Below are 18645 nucleotides of genomic sequence, written 5' to 3'. Positions count from 1 at the left end.
ATCACTCGCGATAACTGATCACTTTTTGCCACTGCTGATCCGCGCCTTGCAGAACAATCACCTGACTTAAACCGACCGCTTGCGGACGCCCATCACACAACGCGGCGATCACTTCGCTAATCCACGGCATATGTCCAACAATAATCACGTCTTGTCCGGTTAAAGCACGCAATGCGGCCCACACATCATCCTGCGGTCCATCAGGATTTAAGCCTGATAATGTCGCACTAGGAGAGGCGTAGGTATTCGCAGTTTGTTGCGCGCGCGTGGCTTCAGAGCAAACTATCGGCAATTCATAACCTTGCTCGTGCAACCACAGCGCGCTGTCTTCAGCCTGCCGCCAACCACGCTCAGTTAACGGTCGCGCCAAATCATCACCCGCAAAGCCTGCTTCCGCGTGACGCCATAAAATCCAAGTATTCATCAATAGAGTAAACGCACGCGAATCGTGCCGTCAATCCCTCGGATCTGTTCTAAAGCAACTTCAGCATCGCTTTGATCAACATCCATCACCAAATAACCAATCTCACCTTTGGTCAGCAAGCTTTGCGCAGCAATATTGATGTTATGTACGGCAAAAAGCTGGTTAATCGCTGAAAGCACGCCCGGGCGGTTATGGTGAACATGCAATAAACGGTGCGTATCGTCACGTTTTGGCAGGGCAATTTCAGGAAAATTCACCGCACCAACAGTCGTACCCTTATCAATAAATTGCGAGAATTTCTCCGCGACTTCCAAACCAATATTGGCCTGTGCTTCCATAGTCGAGCCGCCAACATGCGGGGTTAGAATCACGTTTTCCAAGCCACATAACGGACTGTCGAGCGCCTCCGTGTTACTTTTTGGCTCGGTTGGGAACACGTCAATCGCCGCACCTGCTAAATGTTCGCTACGCAGCGCTTCCGCTAAATCATCAATCACCACACAATGGCCGCGCGCGGCATTAATCAGTACCGAGCCTTTGCGCATCAAATACAACTCGCGCGCAGTAATCAAGTCTTTAGTGCTCGGCAGTTGTGGCACATGCAGACTCACCACATCACTTTGTGCCAAAAGCTCATCTAAGCCTTCTACCTGCTTGGCATTGCCCAACGGCAGCTTGGTCACAATATCGTGATAAATCACCTTCATCCCGAGACTTTCTGCAAGCACTGAAAGCTGTGCACCGATGTTGCCATAGCCAATAATACCGAGCGTTTTACCGCGCGCTTCATACGCACCACGTGCCTGTTTTGGCCATGTACCACGATGCACCGCATTACTTTTACTCACCAAGCCACGCAATAAGGCGATGATTTCGCAAATCACTAACTCAGCAACGGAACGGGTATTCGAATACGGTGCATTAAACACCGGAATACCTAAACGCTGCGCGGTATCAACATCCACCTGATTGGTACCAATACAAAAACACCCTATCGCTTTAAGATGCGAAGCTTTTTCGAGCACAGCCTGGGTTAATTGTGTTCGCGAACGAATTCCAATCACATCGACCTCAGCAAGTTTTGCCGCCAGCGCCTCTTCTTCTAAAGCTGTATCAAGCAACTCAACATCGCTAAACCCAGATTGCTTGAGTGCGGTCACTGCGTTGGTGTGAATATTTTCCAATAACGCAATCCGTACCTGCTTATTATTCATACTGTTCCCTTTTGCTCTAAAAAGATAAAATTCGCAATCCGCCCAGATTGTGCGCTATCGCGTCGATACGAAAAATAACCCGCATCGGCATAAGTACAAGTCGTACCGCCGTGAATATGTGACGCATCAAGGCCACATTCGCGTAGTTGCCGACGCGTGATGCCAACCAAATCAGCCAAATAATGGCCAGCGCGGCTGGCTGTAAAAAAGGTGCTATTATATGGATCGAGCATGACAAAGCGCTGATAAAATGCCTCATCAATTTCATAATGCTGCTGACTGATACACGGGCCAATCCACGCAGAAAGCGAAGCAGGATCAACATTCATCTCGGTAACCGTGTTGCCAATGATTTTTTTAAATAATCCTTGCCAGCCAGCATGAATGGCTGCAACAACGCGTTGATTCGTATCCGCAAGAATAATCGGCACACAATCTGCGGTGAGCACCACCGGCATCATCATTGGATCACGGCTAATCGCTGCATCGGCTTCAATACCCGGATAATACTCATGATCGTGTATCACGGTAGCTGAATGGGTTTGTGACAGCCACATCGCCGTGCGCCCACTTGCGCCAATACATTTTAACAATGTAAGTCGATTATCACGCACTTGATCTGAGCCACAATCGGCATGCTTGGCCAGGGTGAATCCACGTGCTGCTTGTGGGTATGGTGTCTTGCTCGAACCTGCTGTAACACCAGCTAAAGACCAATCAGCTGACACATAAAATGTTGGATTTTCGTTAACTTGCATCTTCCCTAAAACCCGCTATAATGCGCCGCCTTGGTTCGGGGTGTAGCGCAGCCTGGTAGCGCACTTGCATGGGGTGCAAGGGGTCGCAGGTTCAAATCCTGTCCCCCCGACCATTTTCTACACAAATTTGCTAGCATTTTTTGTAACTACAGCTCTTCCTTAGCGCGAAAGTCGCAATCATATAGTAAAGCTAGCGAGATTCCCAGATATTTCGCAAATTATGATAAGAGCATATTTTTATCATTTTCTAATAAACATTTAATAAAAAATACGGAGAACTTGATGCGTCAACATCTTACCTTAACTATTGCTATGGCCATTGTACTGACTGCCTGCGGAGGCGGTGGATCTTCAAACATCAATGATATCCCGCAAGTAAGCAATAAACCGACAAATAAGATACAGATTACTAATGATGACTATCGCATCACATTGGATGGCGAAGTATATGAGGTTGGAAAACCCATCGATATTTCTAAACTATCACAACAAGAGGTACATAAATTCACAGATTCTGTCTTGGCAGGAAAAGAAGAAGAACTTAGAGGTACGCTGCTTATCTATAAGCAAAACTACTCTGCCATCTATGGTCTCTTGGCTGATAAAAAGATAGATCTTATAAATGGGACTACTGAATCAAGTGATGAATATCGTACTTATGGAGAGTCCAATTCATATACACCTAAAGAAAATATACCTTCAGAAGGAAAATTCAATTATCAAGGAATTGCTTTTGATGGCAGGCACAATAATGGACGCCTTAGCTATCAAGTAGATTTCAAAGAGAAAACCGGATCGGGGAAAATAGAAGGGTTAACCGATGTAGGAACAGTAGTCTTACAAGAAGGTAAAATCAATCTAAATAGCCCTTCAGACTACAGCCATCCTAAGATAAGTGGTGCCGCTTCTTTTACTGATCTTAGTGGTAGTATTGGTGATACATACTCACTTAGATTTATGGGACCCAATGCCGAAGAAATTGTCGGTTCAGCATATACCTATAAAAATACAGGGGAATATGTGGATGTCAGTTTTGCAGGGGAAACGAAGACAAAAACAACGGAATAACCTTAATTTGACCCATACCACCTTGAGTAATATCAAGGTGGTTTTTTCACCTTCTAAAGCCATATTCCTGCAATCATGAGAACGCTCCTATTACTCAATGTATTGTTGTTCAGTATGAACGGCATTGCGCAAACTACCATCCCCATCCCATCAACGCCTCATTTTCAACAAGATAACCTTTGGGCAGTTGATGATCTGCCATATCAATCCATTGCCGATTCATCACAGCAATCACCCACGCAAAACAACGCAACATCCATCAACGAGCAAGACATACGCAATAATTTACCTTTAGCCGAAGAACTGATTAACCAGGCATTACGACAACAACAATGGCCATTGCTTACTGCATTATTAGCTATCTACCCACAAATACAGGGCTATGATCCTGTTCTCCTAGATTATGCACAAGGCGCTCTGCACAGACAAGAAGGTCGGCAGAAATCAGCCATCACTGCCTACCGCCGAATTATTGCCAAAGCACCCGAATTGAGCAATGTACGCCTGGATTTAGCAATCATGCTTTATGAGGACAAACAATTTGCTGCAGCCAAAGATCAATTTCAGCGCTTGAGGGCAAATGAAATCAGCGAAGAGATGCGAGCGATTGCTAATGTGCATCTTGAGCGTATCGAACGGCAAAGTCGCTGGCAGAGCAACGTAAATATCGAATACCTGCACAATAACAACATCAATAACGCTTCTCCAGTTCGTGTTTTGAGCAATGGCGCACGTAAAAATGATGAATCCATGCCTAAAAGCGGCACAGGGCTACGTTATTTTATTGGTGCAGAACGCAATTTTAATATTGCAGGCAATCATTATGCCCACCTGAATTTAGACTTTAGTGATACGTACTACCACAAACAGGCAGATTATCGCGAACAAACCTTTCACCTATCCGCCGGCTATCAATACCAAACCATTGATCAATGGTTCAAGATTTCACCATTCATCGAGCGCAATCGCTTGGGCGGTGAATTTTACAGTACTCTAAGCGGTGCCTCTTTGGAATATGGCGCTTGGATAACACCCCACCAGCAATGGATTGGCCGTTATACATTGACACATAAGAATTACGATGATGATACGAACGCTCGCTTTGCAGGCAATAGCCAGGAACTAAGCCTCACCAGCGCGTATTTGTTCTCTGCCTCCAGCATCATCTATGGTGGCGTGGATCTTCTTTATGACGACCTACAGGCGAAAGAAGCGTCTTCCTGGCGCTATGGCGTCCGTCTTGGTTGGTCACAAGAATGGTCTGGTGGGTTAAGCACAAATGCCAATCTGCGTTATGCCCAGCGTAATTTTCTAGAAAAAACCAGACCCATTCACTGTTTTTTGGAGCGGTTACGATTTTCGGCGTCAGGATCAAGAATACCAAGCTATACTCACCGTTTGGCATCGCGCTTTGCACTGGCAAGGCATCACCCCAAAAATTAATGTGAGTTATCTAAACATAGACAGCAATATGCCAGCATTTTATAGCCGCGATCGTTGGCAAAGCTATCTTTCGTTCACGAAAACATTTTAATCATCGCGATGTATCAGAGGCCAGAAAAAGCCATATTGAACCGCGCATTTTTATTCTTCAGGCTCGTCAAAGCGATCGATTCGGTCTTGTTCGAATTCGCCCCACAGTGCGTTCAAAATGGCGAGCATCACCGCAAAACCCAAGCCTAAAATCCAGGAAAAATACCACATATCTCCTCCTAATAGGATTGATGTTCGTTTTCACGAATATACGCTTCAGTGACTTTGCCACGCATCACAGCAAACGCCCAGCCGGTATATATTGTGACAATCGGTAAAAATATTACCGTGACCACCAGCATGATCGTCAAGGTTAAATGGCTCGATGTACTATCCCAGACGGTCAGGCTCGAACCTGGGTCACTGCTCGAAGGCATAATAAATGGGAACATCGAGACACCCACTGTGCCGATAATCCCGAGCAGCCCAAACGATGAACACACAAAGCCGAGCAAGGTACGTCCGGTACGCGCTAAAAACAGCGCCGCGAGAATCCCCAAATAACCCAACAGCGGCACCGAGATGGTCAGCGGATAATGTTGATAATTATTGAGCCACGCGCCGCCGGCCCTGGTGACCGCTTTTGTGAGTGGATCAGGCGCCATTGCTGGATCAATCATCGAAGTAATCACATAGCCTTGCAGGACAAAAGCCACCCATAGACCGGCAAGCGTAAAAGCAATTAAAGTGGCTGCCGCGCTATAGACGAGAGTCTGCCGCGTACGCGCGTAGACCGCATCTTCAGTGCGATGCATCAGATAAATACCACCGTGAAACACCAGCATTGCCGCAGAAACGACACCACAGAGCAACGCAAACGGGTTGAGTAATGCCCAAAACGATCCGGTATAAAATGAGCGCAGGTCGTTATCAAAATGAAACGGGACACCGAGCAGTAAATTACCCATCGCCACGCCAAAAATCAACGCCGGTACAAACGAGCCAACAAACAGCAACCAATCCCAGGTTCGCCGCCATAAGTCATGTTGAATCATGCTGCGATACTTAAACCCTACCGGGCGGAAAAATAGCGCCCACAGCACAGCAAGCATCGCCCAATAAAAGCCGGAAAATGCGCTGGCGTAAACCAGTGGTAATGCGGCAAAAATCGCACCCCCACCGGTAATAAACCACACTTGATTGCCTTCCCAGTGTACCCCGATGCTGTTGATAATCACCCGTCGCTCACTATCGGTTTTACCAACAAACGGCAACAAACTGCCAATCCCCATATCGTGACCATCCATGATCGCAAAACCTATCAACAAGGCACCAATCAACAACCACCAAATCACTTTCATCGTCGGATAATCAAAGAATTCCATGTTCTGCTCCTTTAATGATGTGCTTCGCGGTCATAACGCCCAGTACCCAAGCTACCGGGACCTTGGCGGATAAAACGCTGCATTAGATAGATTTCAACAATCGCGAGAATCGTATAAAAACCAATAAACCCAGCCATCGAACCCCATAGTGTGGCTTCAGATAGCGATGATGCGGATAGTGGTGTCGGCAGAACGCCATAGACCGTCCACGGTTGTCGCCCATATTCAGCGACAAACCAACCACATTCAATAGCAATCCACGGTAGTGGCAAGGACCAAAGCAACGTTCGTAGCATTCGTGGACGACTGGTAAAACGCCCTTTTACCGAGTTCAAAAATGCCCAAAAAATGAGTAACAACATCACAAAGCCTAGCACGACCATAATGCGGAACGTCCAAAACATCGGCGCCACTCGTGGCACAGACTGTCTTGCTGCAAGTGCTATATCCGCGTCACTAGCCTGCGATACATCGTCAACATAGGATTTCAACAATAAACCAAAGCCAAGATCTTCTTGGTATGCAGCCAGTTGTTCCTTAGCTTGCGAATCACTGCGATCTTCGCGCAAACGATCTAAAGCCACCACCGCCTTTTGTCCATTGCGAATGCGTTGTTCATTAAACTCGATAATTTCTTTAATTCCTGGAATCGGCGTATCCAGCGAACGTGTGCCGATAATCCCCATCAACCATGGAATAGAAATAGCAAAATCATTCTTCATCTCTGCTTCATTGGGAATGGCAAACAGGTTGAATGCTGCTGGTGGCGGCTCGGTTTCCCACATCGCTTCCAGTGTGGCAATTTTGGTTTGTTGTGCTTTACCGATGCTGTAGCCTGATTCATCGCCCAGCACAATCACCGATAAAATTGAGGCCAGACCAAATGCGGCGCCTATACGAAAACTTTTCTTGGCAAACGCCACATTGCGCCGACGCAGTAAGTAATACGAGGAAACCGATAAAACGAACATCGACGCACAAACATAACCGGCCGAAACGGTGTGCACAAACTTATTTTGCGCCTCAGGGTTAAAAACCACCTCAGCAAAGCTGGTCATCTCCATACGCATGGTCTCTGGGTTAAATGCCGCACCAATCGGGTTTTGCATCCAGCCATTGGCCACCAGAATCCACACCGCCGATAAATTCGTGCCCAGAGCGACCAACATCGTGATCACTAAATGCTGGCGGCGCGACAATCTATCCCAACCAAAGAAGAACAAACCAACAAAAGTGGCTTCGAGGAAAAACGCCATCAACCCTTCGATGGCCAGTGGTGCACCGAAGATATCGCCGACATACGATGAATAATACGACCAGTTGGTGCCAAATTGAAACTCCATGGTCAGACCGGTGGTTACACCAAGGACGAAGTTAATCCCGAACAGTTTACCCCAGAACTGGGTCATGTCGCGGTAGATAACTTTGCCGGTCATTACATACACCGACTCCATAATCACCAGAATCCAGCTCAAGCCCAAAGTGAGTGGTACAAAAAGAAAATGATACAACGCGGTGAGCGCGAATTGCAGGCGCGAGAGTTCAATGAAATCCATAACCAGCCCCGATAGTGCGTAAAAAAGATGGCTCAAGGTGAGTTAATACATATTACTTTTTATATATATGAATAACAATCTTTAGTAAGACAATGATCTATTTATGGCGTAACGTTAATCATTTTCACCCCGTCACCCCAATCAAGCGGGTGATGACTAACGATCACCAAAAGTCCGTGTCGTTGATGGCTGCGGAGCTGTTCATAAACCCTCTGTCGTTGCCGAGGATCAAGTCCGGCAAAAGGTTCATCAAGCAACAGCAGTGGGTACGGTTTAAGCAGTAGCCTTGCCAACGCAATCCGTCGCGCCTGTCCACCAGAAACCGCTGCACCATATTCACCTAATGGTGTATTCAGCCCTTGAGGTTGTGCCTGCGCCCATTCAAGTAAACCTACCTGCGCTAACACGTACTCAAGCGATTGATCATCTGCATCGGCATGACCTAAGCGCAGATTTTCTGCAAGCGTGAGATCAAACACATCCCAGTACTGGGTTAAATAGCCAATTTTCCCTGTCCAATCATAGTATTCATAAGGTTGGTTATTGACGAACATCGATCCAGCGCAGCGGTCTAACTCACCAGCAAGCACCTGAAGTAAAGTCGTTTTACCAGCACCCGACGGACCTTGGATGATTAATACCTCACCTGAGTGTAACGCAACGCTGATATCATTCGGCCCACTCAGTGCTTGTGGTTGACGTGCGCTCAACTGATTCAATGTAAGGGCTAAATCTTTTGTTGGCAGCATGTAACGCTGCGGCTTCTCACTAGCGCCTGCTTTCGGCAATAGGGCATTTAAGCGCTCTCTTGCAGCCGTCGTATTGCCCAAAGCTTGCATTTTTGCACTAAGTGGCAACAATATTTCCGCCAGCCCAAAAACAGCCAGGATGAGTGCCAACAACCAAGCGACACTCAAATCATCCGTACTCAGCAGTAGTCCACCGCGATAAAGCAATATAATGAACACACTCGCCAAAGCAAACTGTTGCAACATTTGTAACGCTGATGCCCAGTGTTGTGCCCGCAGCAGTTCTTCGTTATGGCGCTGATCTTGTGTGCGGAAATGGTTTGCATATTCTTGCCAACGCCCCCACTGTAGCAAGGCAGTTAAGCAGCTCAGTGGGTTTAATAACGCCAGTCGCCGCTGTTCTGCGTACTCTGCTTGTCTGCGCGCAGAAACCATGCCTAAACTTAGACCCACTAATGGAAGGAATACCCCAGCCAGTAGCAAAGGGGGTAGCGTCCATAAAAGTAAGCTCGGTGCGACCCACAGCAGCACCACCAACCAGATCACGATAAAACACACGCCCCACAGCCACGGCAATAATAAGGCGAGTGGCCATTCATTCAGTGTATCAATATCCGTGGTCAGGCGATGCATGTGTTGCTCGCTGCGTAATACGCTAGGTTTGGTGCTACCTGCCAGGCGTGCAAACAGACCAGCGCGCAAATCAGCAAGAACAGCCAACGCCGCATTGTGTGAGGCCAGTCGTTCGCCATAACGCCCTACCGTACGCACAATCGCTAAAAATCGGATGATCGCGGCTGGAGTAAAGTAGTTAAAAGTATACGCTGTACTCAATGCAACAACTCCGGCTAATCCAGCCGCGCTGATAAACCAACCCGATAACGCGAGCAAACCGACGCTGGCAAGTAGTGCCGATAATCCTATGAGGAATGCCAGCAACCAGGCTCGCCGACGCGTGCGCCACAATCCAACTAATGAGAGTCGTCCTTGAGCGTCAAATAAGCGCTTATTCACGATCACGCTCCACAAGATGGTGTACACGATCTAACCAAGTAGCCTGTTGCGCGTCATGACTAACCAGTATGAGCGTTTTGCCCACGCTAAGCTTACCAATGAGCGCCAAGATTTGTACTGCCATTGACGGATCGAGATGGGCAGTGGGTTCATCAAGCAACCAGATTGGCGTATTACGCAACAGCAGTTGTGCCAGCGCCAAACGCTGTAATTGCCCACCCGATAAACCTTGACCACGCTCGCCTAATGGCGTCTCTATTCCTTGTGGTAAAGCCTGTACAACGCCTAACAAACCAACCTGTTCTAAGACATCGTTTAATTGTGCATCACTAGCCTGCGCTGCAGCAAGTCGTAAGTTTTCTGCGATACTTATCGGCATAATTGGCGCCTGTTGTGCTAAATAAGCGACATAGCTACGCCAATGCGTTTTATTGAGATTGGCGAGTGAATGACCGCCAATAACAATCTCCCCGCTATAAGGCGCAAAGCCGAGCAACGCTTGTAATACACTCGATTTCCCAACCCCACTCGCCCCACTTAGCGCAATTCGCTCACCAGGTTTTACCGTAAAACTGCAGGTATGTAGGCGTGTGCGACCATCTGGTGCAACCATCGACAAATTATCTACGATGATGCCAGGTGATGAGTTTAAGACGCTTTTTTCACCACCATCTTCTGCTAAATCTAGCGCTAATAAAGGGGATAATGCCTCAATCGCTGCTTCCGCCTTTGCTTTATCGTGATAATCAGCGCCTAATTGACGTAAGGGTTGGTAAAATTCTGGCGCTAATAACAAGATAAACAGCGCACCTTGATAAGCAACCGGCACATCGCCTTTTGCCCAAGGTAAAACGCCAATCAATCCTAAACCAAGATAGACCGCGACCAAGGCGATCGATAAAGCAGCAAATAATTCCAACACTGCTGAAGATAGAAACGCTAACCGCAACACCGCCATTGTGCGCTGACGATAATGCTGCGCACCCTCATTGATACTGTGTTGCACTTGCCCAACAGCCTGTAAACGCCGTAAGGTCGGCAGCCCACGCAACCAATCCAGGTATTGACCACTTAGGCGCGCCAACGCTTGAAACTGCGCACGGTTCTTATTCGCCGCAGCGCGTCCTAATAGCACCATAAATAGTGGCACTAGTGGCGCTGTTAATAAAAGCAAAACAGCCGCCAACACACTGTACCAACTCACCGCCGCAACAATCATTAATGGAACAAACACCACCAAACGCTGCTGCACATAATAGCGACTGATGTAGCCATCGAGCCCATCAACCTGATCAATCACCTGGCTCGATAACTCTCCATCGCTACCTAAATAACGCCGGGCAGGACCAAGCGTTGCCAGTGCGGCTAATAAACGTACACGTAGTGATTGACGGACTGTCAAACTCACCTGTTGCAACAAGTGCTCTTTAAGCCAAGTTAACATCGGGCGTAATAAAACACACAATGCGATAAAAGGTATGAGCGCCAAGAAGGCTGCTTGATAGGCTTGAGGTTGGCCACTGCCAGCGGAAAGCTGTAGCCAGCGCGCAAAAAGTGTTGCCAGTAGCGCATTGTTGATGATCATCACCACAGCGCTTAATAAGCCTAACCCAAGTGCTACATGCAGCTGGCGGCGCTGAGGGTGTAATAGACTGGTTAATTGTGCGCGTATCGAGGTCATGAGATCAACAAAGTCAGCAAAATATCAGTCAATGGCGGCTTAGCGTATAAAAGCAGCCATTGACCACCATAAGATAACAATGTTGCCCAGCACAGGCTAATGTCGGTTCGTTAAGAGTGACTGCCCAGATCGTCAAACTGTGCGCTGAGCATTGCAGCAAACATGAACGCACAGCCAAAGAGCATCATCATAGTAACCGCTTCATGTAAGAAAAACCAACCGAAGAGTAAGGCAAAAACAGCCTCTAATGACAAGATGATCGCTGCATGGGTTGCCAGCACACGTCGCTGGCCGACGGCTTGCAAGAAAAAGGCGATTGCTGAAGAACCAATCCCGGTAAAGACGATATCCCAAAAAGTGATGCCTAACAGTTCGCTTGAAAACAGCACGATCACCCCTTCCTGGGCGATACTGCCGAGAATGCTGAGTATAGCCACCACCAGTAACTGCATTAATGAAAAAGCCAGTACATCGCTATGGCGCACCGCAACCGCTGTCCATAGCACTTGTAGCGCCCAACACAACGTTCCGAGCAGGGTAACGCTATCACCAATATTCCAATTAAGCGCACTGCTAGCGCTACGAATATCGGCAAAGAAATAGAGTCCTACAGCGGCCAAAAGTACCGCTAGTGCGGTTGCTTTACCCGCACGCAGTCCAAACAGCAAGCCAATGATTGGCACCAGCACCACATATAGGCCGGTTAAAAACCCTGATTTACCAGCGGTGGTATGCGCCAGTCCCCATTGCTGGGCCATCATACCGGCAAACATCAACAACCCACTGACTGTGCCATAAAAGACCCAGCGGCCATAATCGCCACGTGGATTGCGACGGTGTAGCCACCACCAAAAAATACCTAAAGCAATCGTACCTAGACTAAAGCGCCAACTCATAAACCACAAAGGCGCGACATGTTGGGCAGCATGGCGTTGAAAAATAAACGCCAAACCAAAGAGCGCTGCTGTTGATAGCAGCGCCAAGTGTCCACGGTTAAAAGATTGCGTCATGGAAGTTCATCAACCGCTTCTTTTTCTTTAGGCAATAAATCGACGTGTTTCACGCCGAGACGATCGACCAGAGAACTCGCCACAAAAATCGATGAATACGTACCAAAGACGACCCCGAAAATCATTGCCGCTGAAAAACCAAATAGGGTTTCACCACCAAAAATAAGCAGCGCGACGACGGCAAGTAGCGTCGTTAAACCGGTAACAACAGTACGTGCAAGAGTTTGGTTAATCGAGAGATCAATCAACGAGCGCGGTGTTTCATTGCCATGATTGCGGAAATTCTCACGAATACGGTCATAAACCACCACCGTATCGTTGACTGAATAACCTAACACCGCGAGCAATGCAGCAAGTACTGTTAGGTCAAACGTCCATTGGGTGAGCGCAAACAACCCAGCGGTCACAATCACGTCATGCACCTGCGCAAGTACAGCGCCCACGGCGAATTTCCACTCAAAACGTAAACTCAAGTATAAAATCATCCCGATGGTGGCAAAAATAAATGCGGTAATCCCTTTTTCAATTAGCTCTGTTTTATATTGACCACCGATTTTGGATTGGCCAACCAAACGAACCTCAGGCTCAGCACTACGCAACTCAGCAACAATATCACCCATCATGTCATCGCTGCTGATCCCTTCTTTCTCGGCAAAACGGATTTGCACATCGCGCGACGAACCGTATTGCACCACACTGGCATCGGGGTGAATCTGATCCACTGTTTGACGAATTTCAGCAATATTAGCCACCTGTGGGTAATTTAACTCAATCGTCGCCCCACCAGTAAACTCTAAGCCAAAGTTAAAGCCACGCAAGAAAATCAGCACCACACAAGTCGTTGTCAGCGCCAATGAGAACCACAGCCCTTTGTTGGCGTGGTTCATAAAGTTTATAAAAGGAAGTTTCAATCTCATGGCTGCCTCACATCTTCAACTTCGGCTGCTCACGACGCAGCAAGAACCACTCAATGAGTGCACGTGTGACATAAATCGCAGAAAACATTGAGGTAAGCACCCCAACTGATAACGTCACCGCAAAGCCTTTAATTGGACCTGCACCAAAGCTAAACAGCAATATCGCGACGATTAACGTCGTTACGTTCGCATCAACAATGGTTGAAAACGCATTGTCAAAACCACTACGTACCGCCTCACGCACCGCCAGGCCACTATGAAGCTCTTCACGAATACGCTCATAAATCAGCACGTTGGCATCAACCGCCATCCCAAGGGTTAAGATAATCCCGGCAATCCCTGGCAAAGTTAGCGTTGCACCAAGTACCGACATCAGCGCAATCAACAAAATGATATTCGCGGTTAGCGCAATATCGGCGAAAACACCGAGTTTGCGGTAATAAAGGAGCATAAAGACCGCCACCAGTAACAAACCCAGAATAGAGGCTTGTGTACCTTGTTCGATATTTTGCTTACCCGCGCTCGGGCCAATTGTTCGCTCTTCAACGATATACACTGGCGTGGTTAACGAACCAGCACGCAGTGTTGCCGCAAGTTTACGTGCACGCGTGATCGGTTCCACCCCGGTAATCTGGAAATTCTTTGAGAATTGGCCACGAATGGTCGCTGAATTAACCACGAACTCGCGTTTACTCATTTGCGTGGTTGTCTCGCCATCCTCACCAGCTACCGTTTCCGGGACAAACTCAACGTACATCGTCGCCATCGGCTTATTGATATTATCGCGGGTCACGTTCGACATAATCGCGCCACCGGCAGAATCGAGCACCACATTGACTTGCGGCAACCCTTCTTGCCCGTAACTCGCACTCGCGTCAACAATATGCTCACCACTCATTATCACCCGACGCTTGAGTAGTATGGGTTGTCCGTCTTCAAAATAGGCGAGTTTGGTACCAAAAGGCGCACGGCCACTACGTACAGCTTGGTTAACATCGCCTTTTTCGTCGACTAAATAAAACTCTAGGGTTGCGGTTGAACCAAGTATCTCTTTCGCCGCAGCAACATCTTGAATCCCTGGCAACTGGATTAATACCCGATCATCGCCAACCACTTGGATCGATGGCTCTGCAACCCCTAAACTATCAACACGCCCAGACATTTGCATGCGGTTTTGTTCAGCTGCTTTACGTTTCGCCGCAGCAATCCCTTCGTCAGTGTAGCGTAGTTGTATGCCGTATTGCCCCTGTTGGGTGGTATTTAAGCGCTCAACCGTATTCGGCACAATGCTAAAAATCGCATCTTGAGCAGCATTACGTTCATCTTCACTGGCAAATAATAGCAATGCCCCACCTTGCTCACTCGCCTCAGCGCGCAGATAAGACAACCCTTGATCACTTAACGTTGACGTCGTCAGATCAATAAGCTCGGCGCTCTTACGTTCGAATAATTGCTGAGTATCGACTTGCAGCAGGAAAGATACCCCGCCGCGTAAATCCAGGCCCAGGCTCATCGGATCCAAACCGAACGATTGCATCCATTGCGGCGCATCAGAGAGTAAGTTAATCGCCACCACAGCATCAGGATAAGCTGGTGTTAATAGGTCTTTGGCGGCAATTTGCTGGTCCGTATCGGCAAACAGCAAATTCAGACTCTTATCTTTTTGTTCCCAGCGAACCGGGTTTAAATTAGCCTCAGCAAGCGCATTGTTTACTTCAGTTGCAGCGGCACTCGCCACGTCCAACGATTCAAACTGCATTTGTACAGCGGGCGATTTGCCATACCAATTCGGTAAAGCAAAAATCAGCCCCGCAGCCAATACCACCGCAATCAGGGCATATTTCCAAAGGGCAAAAGGTTTAGGCATGGGTTATTCCACAAAAATCAGGCAGGAGCAAGCTCCTACGAAATGAAGCCGCACTAAGTGCGGCAATGGCAATTATTCTTCGCTAGCTTCCGCAACTTCGCTAGTCAACGCGCCTTTCAAGCTGCCTTTAGGCAAAACCTGGGTAACAAAGTTACGCTGCAGGCGAACAACCGTATTCTTGGCAATTTCTAAATCGATTGCTTGACCGTCAAGCGCAATCACACGCCCCATCAAACCACCACCAGTAATCACTTCATCGCCTTTAGCTAAGGCTTCTACCATTTTTTTATGTTCTTTCATGCGCTTTTGCTGAGGGCGAATCATCAAAAACCAAATAATCGCAAACAGGCCAACCATTAGAACCAATTGAATCATACCGCCGCCAGCAGGTGCTGCCGCATCTTGAGCATAAGCTGATTGAATAAATAACATCGTTTCCTCCTAATCAAAATAAAGCGTGCATTATAACGCAAAATAAACCATTCTTCTGTGCTGTGACCATATATTATCTTTGCGTCGCTGCGCAAAAAAATCCACACGTCACACATCATAAAGCATTGTGTTTTCTTTCTAAAACTAAAAATCCGCCATTAAGGCGGATTTATTAGATCATTGACGTACGAGATTATTTTATACGCTTCCAGGTTTGTGTCCGTCCCAAAAGAGAAACGCCAACATAACCACGTAGATCCATCGTATTACCGTCTTCGGATAACTCGATTTTTAAGTTATACGTTTTGCCATTAGCGGGATCGAGCACTTCACCATCAGTCCATTCATTCTCGCCATCGGGTTGCAAACCCCAAATAACGGTCATCCCTTCGATAGGTTGATCTTTCTTGCTGCCCTTACATTCGACACACAGTGCACCCGGCTTTTGGTTTAGCAGCAAAATTTTGCCGGCAAGCTCACCACTTGAAAGCTCAATAATCTCCACTTCGGACTTTTTCTCACCGCTATCTTCATCAAAGGTTTGCCAAACACCAACCGGCGAAGCTGCCCAAAGTGCGGAACTCAAGAGAGAACCCAAACCTAATAACCAACGTTTTTTCATACCTATGCTCCTTTAAATAAGCCACTTGTTAGCTACCGTTTATTATAAGCATTCACTAAGAAATGTCCAACAAATGTTTGAAAGACGAATGATCTCCTATCTAACGTCTAAAAGGCTGCGGAGATCGCAGCCTTTTACTCATTATTGGGATAAATGTTCAACATCAGATAAATCCGTTTTGCCCGTAACGGACAGGTCATCTTTTAATTTATCTAAGGTTCCTTGGCCGATGCCTTTGACATTAACCAATTCATCAACAGCAGAAAAATCACCATTAGCTTCCCGATAGTCAATAATCGCCATCGCTTTAGCCTCTCCTATGCCAGATAAGGCAGAAAGTTCATCAACATTTGCGGTATTGATATTAACTTTCGCTAGTGAAGCTGCCGATAATAATAAGGCAACGAATAAGATCAACAGTTTTTTCAATTTCATAATAATCTCCTTATTTTTATGAAATGTGGCCATACCACAAGCCTATTATAAAATAATTTACTATAAATCTAATTTATACATTTTTAAATATTTCTTTTATATTAGAATAGTATATAGATATCAATCGTTGGCTTGTGAATATTTTATATAACAAATAGTGGCTAATATTCAGATAGTTAAACTCCATAAATGACACGATTCTCGCTGGATTCTTCAATTAAGAGACACACCTTATTTATGCATAAACAGCATCAGCATTAGGTTTCTTATTCTAACATTTCATTAATGTTGGTGAAAAAAACAGCAATTAAAACCTATAAATCTTTATCTCAGGCATTAAAAAAGCCCCTAGTATTGCTACTAGGGGCTTGTGTTAAACCCTGATGGTGACCTACTCTCACATGGGGAGACCCCACACTACCATCGGCGATGCTGCGTTTCACTACTGAGTTCGGCATGGATTCAGGTGGGACCACAGCTCTATGGCCATCAGGAAAACCGGTTGTCAGTACTGGATATAGAGCCTTAGCTCCGTTTTCCCATCCAGTACTCAAGAAACATTCAATATCTCTTCTAAATCGTCTTAAGATAACTTGAGCGTTGTATGATCAAGCCTCACGGTCAATTAGTATCGCTTAGCTTCATGTGTTACCACACTTCCACAGGCGACCTATCAACGTCGTCGTCTTCAACGGACCTTGAGAACGCTTATAGCGTTAGGGAGATCTTATCTTAGGAGGGGCTTCCCGCTTAGATGCTTTCAGCGGTTATCCCTTCCGAACATAGCTACCCGGCAATGCAATTGGCATCACAACCGGTACACCAGAGGTTCGTCCATTCCGGTCCTCTCGTACTAAGAACAGCTTCCTTCAAATCTCCAACGCCCACGGCAGATAGGGACCGAACTGTCTCACGACGTTCTGAACCCAGCTCGCGTACCACTTTAAATGGCGAACAGCCATACCCTTGGGACCTGCTACAGCCCCAGGATGTGATGAGCCGACATCGAGGTGCCAAACTCCTCCGTCGATATGGACTCTTGGGAGGAATCAGCCTGTTATCCCCGGAGTACCTTTTATCCGTTGAGCGATGGCCCTTCCATTCGGAACCACCGGATCACTAAGACCTACTTTCGTATCTGCTCGACTTGTATGTCTCGCAGTTAAGCGGGCTTCTGCCTTTGCACTCTTGGTGCGATTTCCGACCGCACCGAGCCCACCTTCGCACTCCTCCGTTACTCTTTAGGAGGAGACCGCCCCAGTCAAACTACCCACCAGACACTGTCTGCAATCCCGTTTCAGGACCTACGTTAGAACATCAACATTACCAGGGTGGTATTTCAAGGATGGCTCCACCAAAACTAGCGTCTCGGTTTCATAGCCTCCCACCTATCCTATACAAGTAAGGTCAATGTTCAGTGTCAAGCTGTAGTGAAGGTTCACGGGGTCTTTCCGTCTTGCCGCGGGTACACAGCATCTTCACTGCGATTTCAACTTCACTGAGTCTCGGGTAGAGACAGCGCCGCCATCGTTACGCCATTCGTGCAGGTCGGAACTTACCCGACAAGGAATTTCGCTACCTTAGGACCGTTATAGTTACGGCCGCCGTTTACCGGGGCTTCAATCAAGAGCTCTCACCCCATCATTTAACCTTCCGGCACCGGGCAGGCGTCACACCGTATACGTCCACTTACGTGTTTGCACAGTGCTGTGTTTTTGATAAACAGTCGCAGCGGCCTATTCTCTGCGACCCTCCAATGCTTACGGAGCAAGTCCTTCACATCAAAGGGCATACCTTCTCCCGAAGTTACGGTATCATTTTGCCGAGTTCCTTTACCCGAGTTCTCTCAAGCACCTTAGAATTCTCATCCCACCCACCTGTGTCGGTTTGGGGTACGGTTGTCAATAACCTGAAGCTTAGAGGCTTTTCCTGGAAGCATAGCATCAACTACTTCGTCTCCGTAGAGACTCGTCATCACGCCTCAGCCTTAAGATCCCGGATTTGCCTAAGATCTCAGCCTACACGCTTAAACACACATCC

17 protein-coding genes, 1 tRNA gene and 2 rRNA genes (1 of these 20 cut by a window edge) are annotated in these 18645 nt (G+C 47.2%); 4 read left to right on the top strand and 16 right to left on the bottom strand.

The features are described from left to right. Position 1: 1 nt before the first annotated feature. The 3 genes from L0B52_RS00675 to pgeF are packed head-to-tail and all read right to left on the bottom strand — an operon-like array spanning position 2 to position 2396. A complete protein-coding gene (locus tag L0B52_RS00675; RefSeq protein WP_235064617.1) occupies positions 2-424 on the bottom strand; it encodes a histidine phosphatase family protein in 423 nt (140 codons plus the stop codon). Beyond that, the gene (gene serA, locus L0B52_RS00670; protein WP_235064616.1) at positions 424-1638 is read right to left on the bottom strand and encodes a phosphoglycerate dehydrogenase; all 1215 of its coding nucleotides are present in this window, start codon (positions 1636-1638) and stop codon (positions 424-426) included. Before serA ends, L0B52_RS00675 begins: the two co-directional genes overlap by 1 nt. Next, positions 1635-2396: a peptidoglycan editing factor PgeF gene (pgeF, locus tag L0B52_RS00665; RefSeq protein WP_235064615.1), complete on the bottom strand. Its 762-nt coding sequence runs from the start codon at positions 2394-2396 to the stop codon at positions 1635-1637. Before pgeF ends, serA begins: the two co-directional genes overlap by 4 nt. A gap of 36 nt (positions 2397-2432) precedes the next feature. On the opposite strand from pgeF, the gene L0B52_RS00660 reads away from it, so the two are divergent. The 4 genes from L0B52_RS00660 to L0B52_RS09665 all read left to right on the top strand — a co-directional run bounded on the left by L0B52_RS00660 (position 2433) and on the right by L0B52_RS09665 (position 4998). Continuing rightward, positions 2433-2509, top strand: a tRNA-Pro gene (locus L0B52_RS00660). 169 nt (positions 2510-2678) lie between these two features. Next, positions 2679-3464, top strand: coding sequence for a factor H binding family protein (locus tag L0B52_RS00655; RefSeq protein ID WP_235064614.1), 786 nt, complete (start codon positions 2679-2681; stop codon positions 3462-3464). Between the two features lie 75 nt (positions 3465-3539). Then, positions 3540-4907, top strand: a complete 1368-nt coding sequence (locus L0B52_RS00650) for a surface lipoprotein assembly modifier (RefSeq protein WP_235064613.1) — start codon at positions 3540-3542, stop codon at positions 4905-4907. Further along, positions 4876-4998 carry a surface lipoprotein assembly modifier gene (locus L0B52_RS09665; RefSeq protein ID WP_409202295.1) on the top strand — a complete coding sequence of 41 codons (123 nt, stop codon included), beginning with the start codon at positions 4876-4878 and terminating at the stop codon, positions 4996-4998. Before L0B52_RS00650 ends, L0B52_RS09665 begins: the two co-directional genes overlap by 32 nt. A 50-nt stretch (positions 4999-5048) precedes the next feature. Here the strand turns inward: L0B52_RS09665 and cydX are convergent, their stop codons facing one another. From cydX to L0B52_RS00585, 13 genes are all read right to left on the bottom strand, one after another. Next, positions 5049-5168 (bottom strand): cytochrome bd-I oxidase subunit CydX, encoded by a 120-nt coding sequence (gene cydX / locus L0B52_RS00645; RefSeq protein WP_235064612.1) that lies wholly within the window; start codon positions 5166-5168, stop codon positions 5049-5051. Positions 5169-5176: 8 nt separating this feature from the next. Further along, positions 5177-6322, bottom strand: coding sequence for a cytochrome d ubiquinol oxidase subunit II (cydB, locus tag L0B52_RS00640; RefSeq protein ID WP_235064611.1), 1146 nt, complete (start codon positions 6320-6322; stop codon positions 5177-5179). An 11-nt stretch (positions 6323-6333) separates the two neighbouring features. Beyond that, complete coding sequence (locus L0B52_RS00635) at positions 6334-7878, bottom strand: cytochrome ubiquinol oxidase subunit I (protein WP_235064610.1); 1545 nt, start codon at positions 7876-7878, stop codon at positions 6334-6336. Positions 7879-7979: 101 nt separating this feature from the next. After that, the gene (locus tag L0B52_RS00630; protein ID WP_235064609.1) at positions 7980-9641 is read right to left on the bottom strand and encodes an amino acid ABC transporter ATP-binding/permease protein; all 1662 of its coding nucleotides are present in this window, start codon (positions 9639-9641) and stop codon (positions 7980-7982) included. Beyond that, positions 9634-11322: a thiol reductant ABC exporter subunit CydD gene (gene cydD, locus L0B52_RS00625; RefSeq protein ID WP_235064608.1), complete on the bottom strand. Its 1689-nt coding sequence runs from the start codon at positions 11320-11322 to the stop codon at positions 9634-9636. Before cydD ends, L0B52_RS00630 begins: the two co-directional genes overlap by 8 nt. Before the next feature lie 110 nt (positions 11323-11432). Further along, complete coding sequence (locus L0B52_RS00620) at positions 11433-12332, bottom strand: DMT family transporter (RefSeq protein WP_235064607.1); 900 nt, start codon at positions 12330-12332, stop codon at positions 11433-11435. Beyond that, positions 12329-13219, bottom strand: coding sequence for a protein translocase subunit SecF (gene secF, locus L0B52_RS00615; RefSeq protein ID WP_235064606.1), 891 nt, complete (start codon positions 13217-13219; stop codon positions 12329-12331). Before secF ends, L0B52_RS00620 begins: the two co-directional genes overlap by 4 nt. A gap of 37 nt (positions 13220-13256) precedes the next feature. Continuing rightward, a complete protein-coding gene (gene secD, locus L0B52_RS00610) occupies positions 13257-15116 on the bottom strand; it encodes a protein translocase subunit SecD (RefSeq protein WP_235064605.1) in 1860 nt (619 codons plus the stop codon). Between the two features lie 72 nt (positions 15117-15188). Then, on the bottom strand, positions 15189-15548 hold the full coding sequence (yajC, locus tag L0B52_RS00605) for a preprotein translocase subunit YajC (protein WP_235064604.1): 360 nt from the start codon (positions 15546-15548) through the stop codon (positions 15189-15191). 193 nt (positions 15549-15741) lie between these two features. Next, positions 15742-16170 (bottom strand): DUF2147 domain-containing protein, encoded by a 429-nt coding sequence (locus L0B52_RS00600; RefSeq protein WP_235064603.1) that lies wholly within the window; start codon positions 16168-16170, stop codon positions 15742-15744. 141 nt (positions 16171-16311) lie between these two features. Further along, positions 16312-16605 carry a helix-hairpin-helix domain-containing protein gene (locus L0B52_RS00595; RefSeq protein WP_235064602.1) on the bottom strand — a complete coding sequence of 98 codons (294 nt, stop codon included), beginning with the start codon at positions 16603-16605 and terminating at the stop codon, positions 16312-16314. 378 nt (positions 16606-16983) lie between these two features. After that, a 5S ribosomal RNA gene (gene rrf / locus L0B52_RS00590) occupies positions 16984-17099 on the bottom strand. A 110-nt stretch (positions 17100-17209) separates the two neighbouring features. Continuing rightward, positions 17210-18645 (bottom strand): 23S ribosomal RNA (locus tag L0B52_RS00585); it runs 1436 nt beyond the window's last position.

The organism is Suttonella sp. R2A3 (assembly GCF_021513215.1).
Classification (GTDB): domain Bacteria; phylum Pseudomonadota; class Gammaproteobacteria; order Cardiobacteriales; family Cardiobacteriaceae; genus JAHUUI01.
Note: the sequence above shows the minus strand (reverse complement) of the source record. Positions and strands in the feature narration are given on the sequence as shown.

What these genes read in the sequence shown, in the direction of transcription:
- L0B52_RS00675 (WP_235064617.1), bottom strand. Translation starts at nt 424, where the DNA reads ATGAATACTTGGATTTTATGGCGTCACGCGGAAGCAGGCTTTGCGGGT.
- serA (WP_235064616.1), bottom strand. Translation starts at nt 1,638, where the DNA reads ATGAATAATAAGCAGGTACGGATTGCGTTATTGGAAAATATTCACACC.
- pgeF (WP_235064615.1), bottom strand. Translation starts at nt 2,396, where the DNA reads ATGCAAGTTAACGAAAATCCAACATTTTATGTGTCAGCTGATTGGTCT.
- L0B52_RS00655 (WP_235064614.1), top strand. Translation starts at nt 2,679, where the DNA reads ATGCGTCAACATCTTACCTTAACTATTGCTATGGCCATTGTACTGACT.
- L0B52_RS00650 (WP_235064613.1), top strand. Translation starts at nt 3,540, where the DNA reads ATGAGAACGCTCCTATTACTCAATGTATTGTTGTTCAGTATGAACGGC.
- cydX (WP_235064612.1), bottom strand. Translation starts at nt 5,168, where the DNA reads ATGTGGTATTTTTCCTGGATTTTAGGCTTGGGTTTTGCGGTGATGCTC.
- cydB (WP_235064611.1), bottom strand. Translation starts at nt 6,322, where the DNA reads ATGGAATTCTTTGATTATCCGACGATGAAAGTGATTTGGTGGTTGTTG.
- L0B52_RS00635 (WP_235064610.1), bottom strand. Translation starts at nt 7,878, where the DNA reads ATGGATTTCATTGAACTCTCGCGCCTGCAATTCGCGCTCACCGCGTTG.
- cydD (WP_235064608.1), bottom strand. Translation starts at nt 11,322, where the DNA reads ATGACCTCGATACGCGCACAATTAACCAGTCTATTACACCCTCAGCGC.
- L0B52_RS00620 (WP_235064607.1), bottom strand. Translation starts at nt 12,332, where the DNA reads ATGACGCAATCTTTTAACCGTGGACACTTGGCGCTGCTATCAACAGCA.
- secF (WP_235064606.1), bottom strand. Translation starts at nt 13,219, where the DNA reads ATGAACCACGCCAACAAAGGGCTGTGGTTCTCATTGGCGCTGACAACG.
- secD (WP_235064605.1), bottom strand. Translation starts at nt 15,116, where the DNA reads ATGCCTAAACCTTTTGCCCTTTGGAAATATGCCCTGATTGCGGTGGTA.
- yajC (WP_235064604.1), bottom strand. Translation starts at nt 15,548, where the DNA reads ATGTTATTTATTCAATCAGCTTATGCTCAAGATGCGGCAGCACCTGCT.
- L0B52_RS00600 (WP_235064603.1), bottom strand. Translation starts at nt 16,170, where the DNA reads ATGAAAAAACGTTGGTTATTAGGTTTGGGTTCTCTCTTGAGTTCCGCA.
- L0B52_RS00595 (WP_235064602.1), bottom strand. Translation starts at nt 16,605, where the DNA reads ATGAAATTGAAAAAACTGTTGATCTTATTCGTTGCCTTATTATTATCG.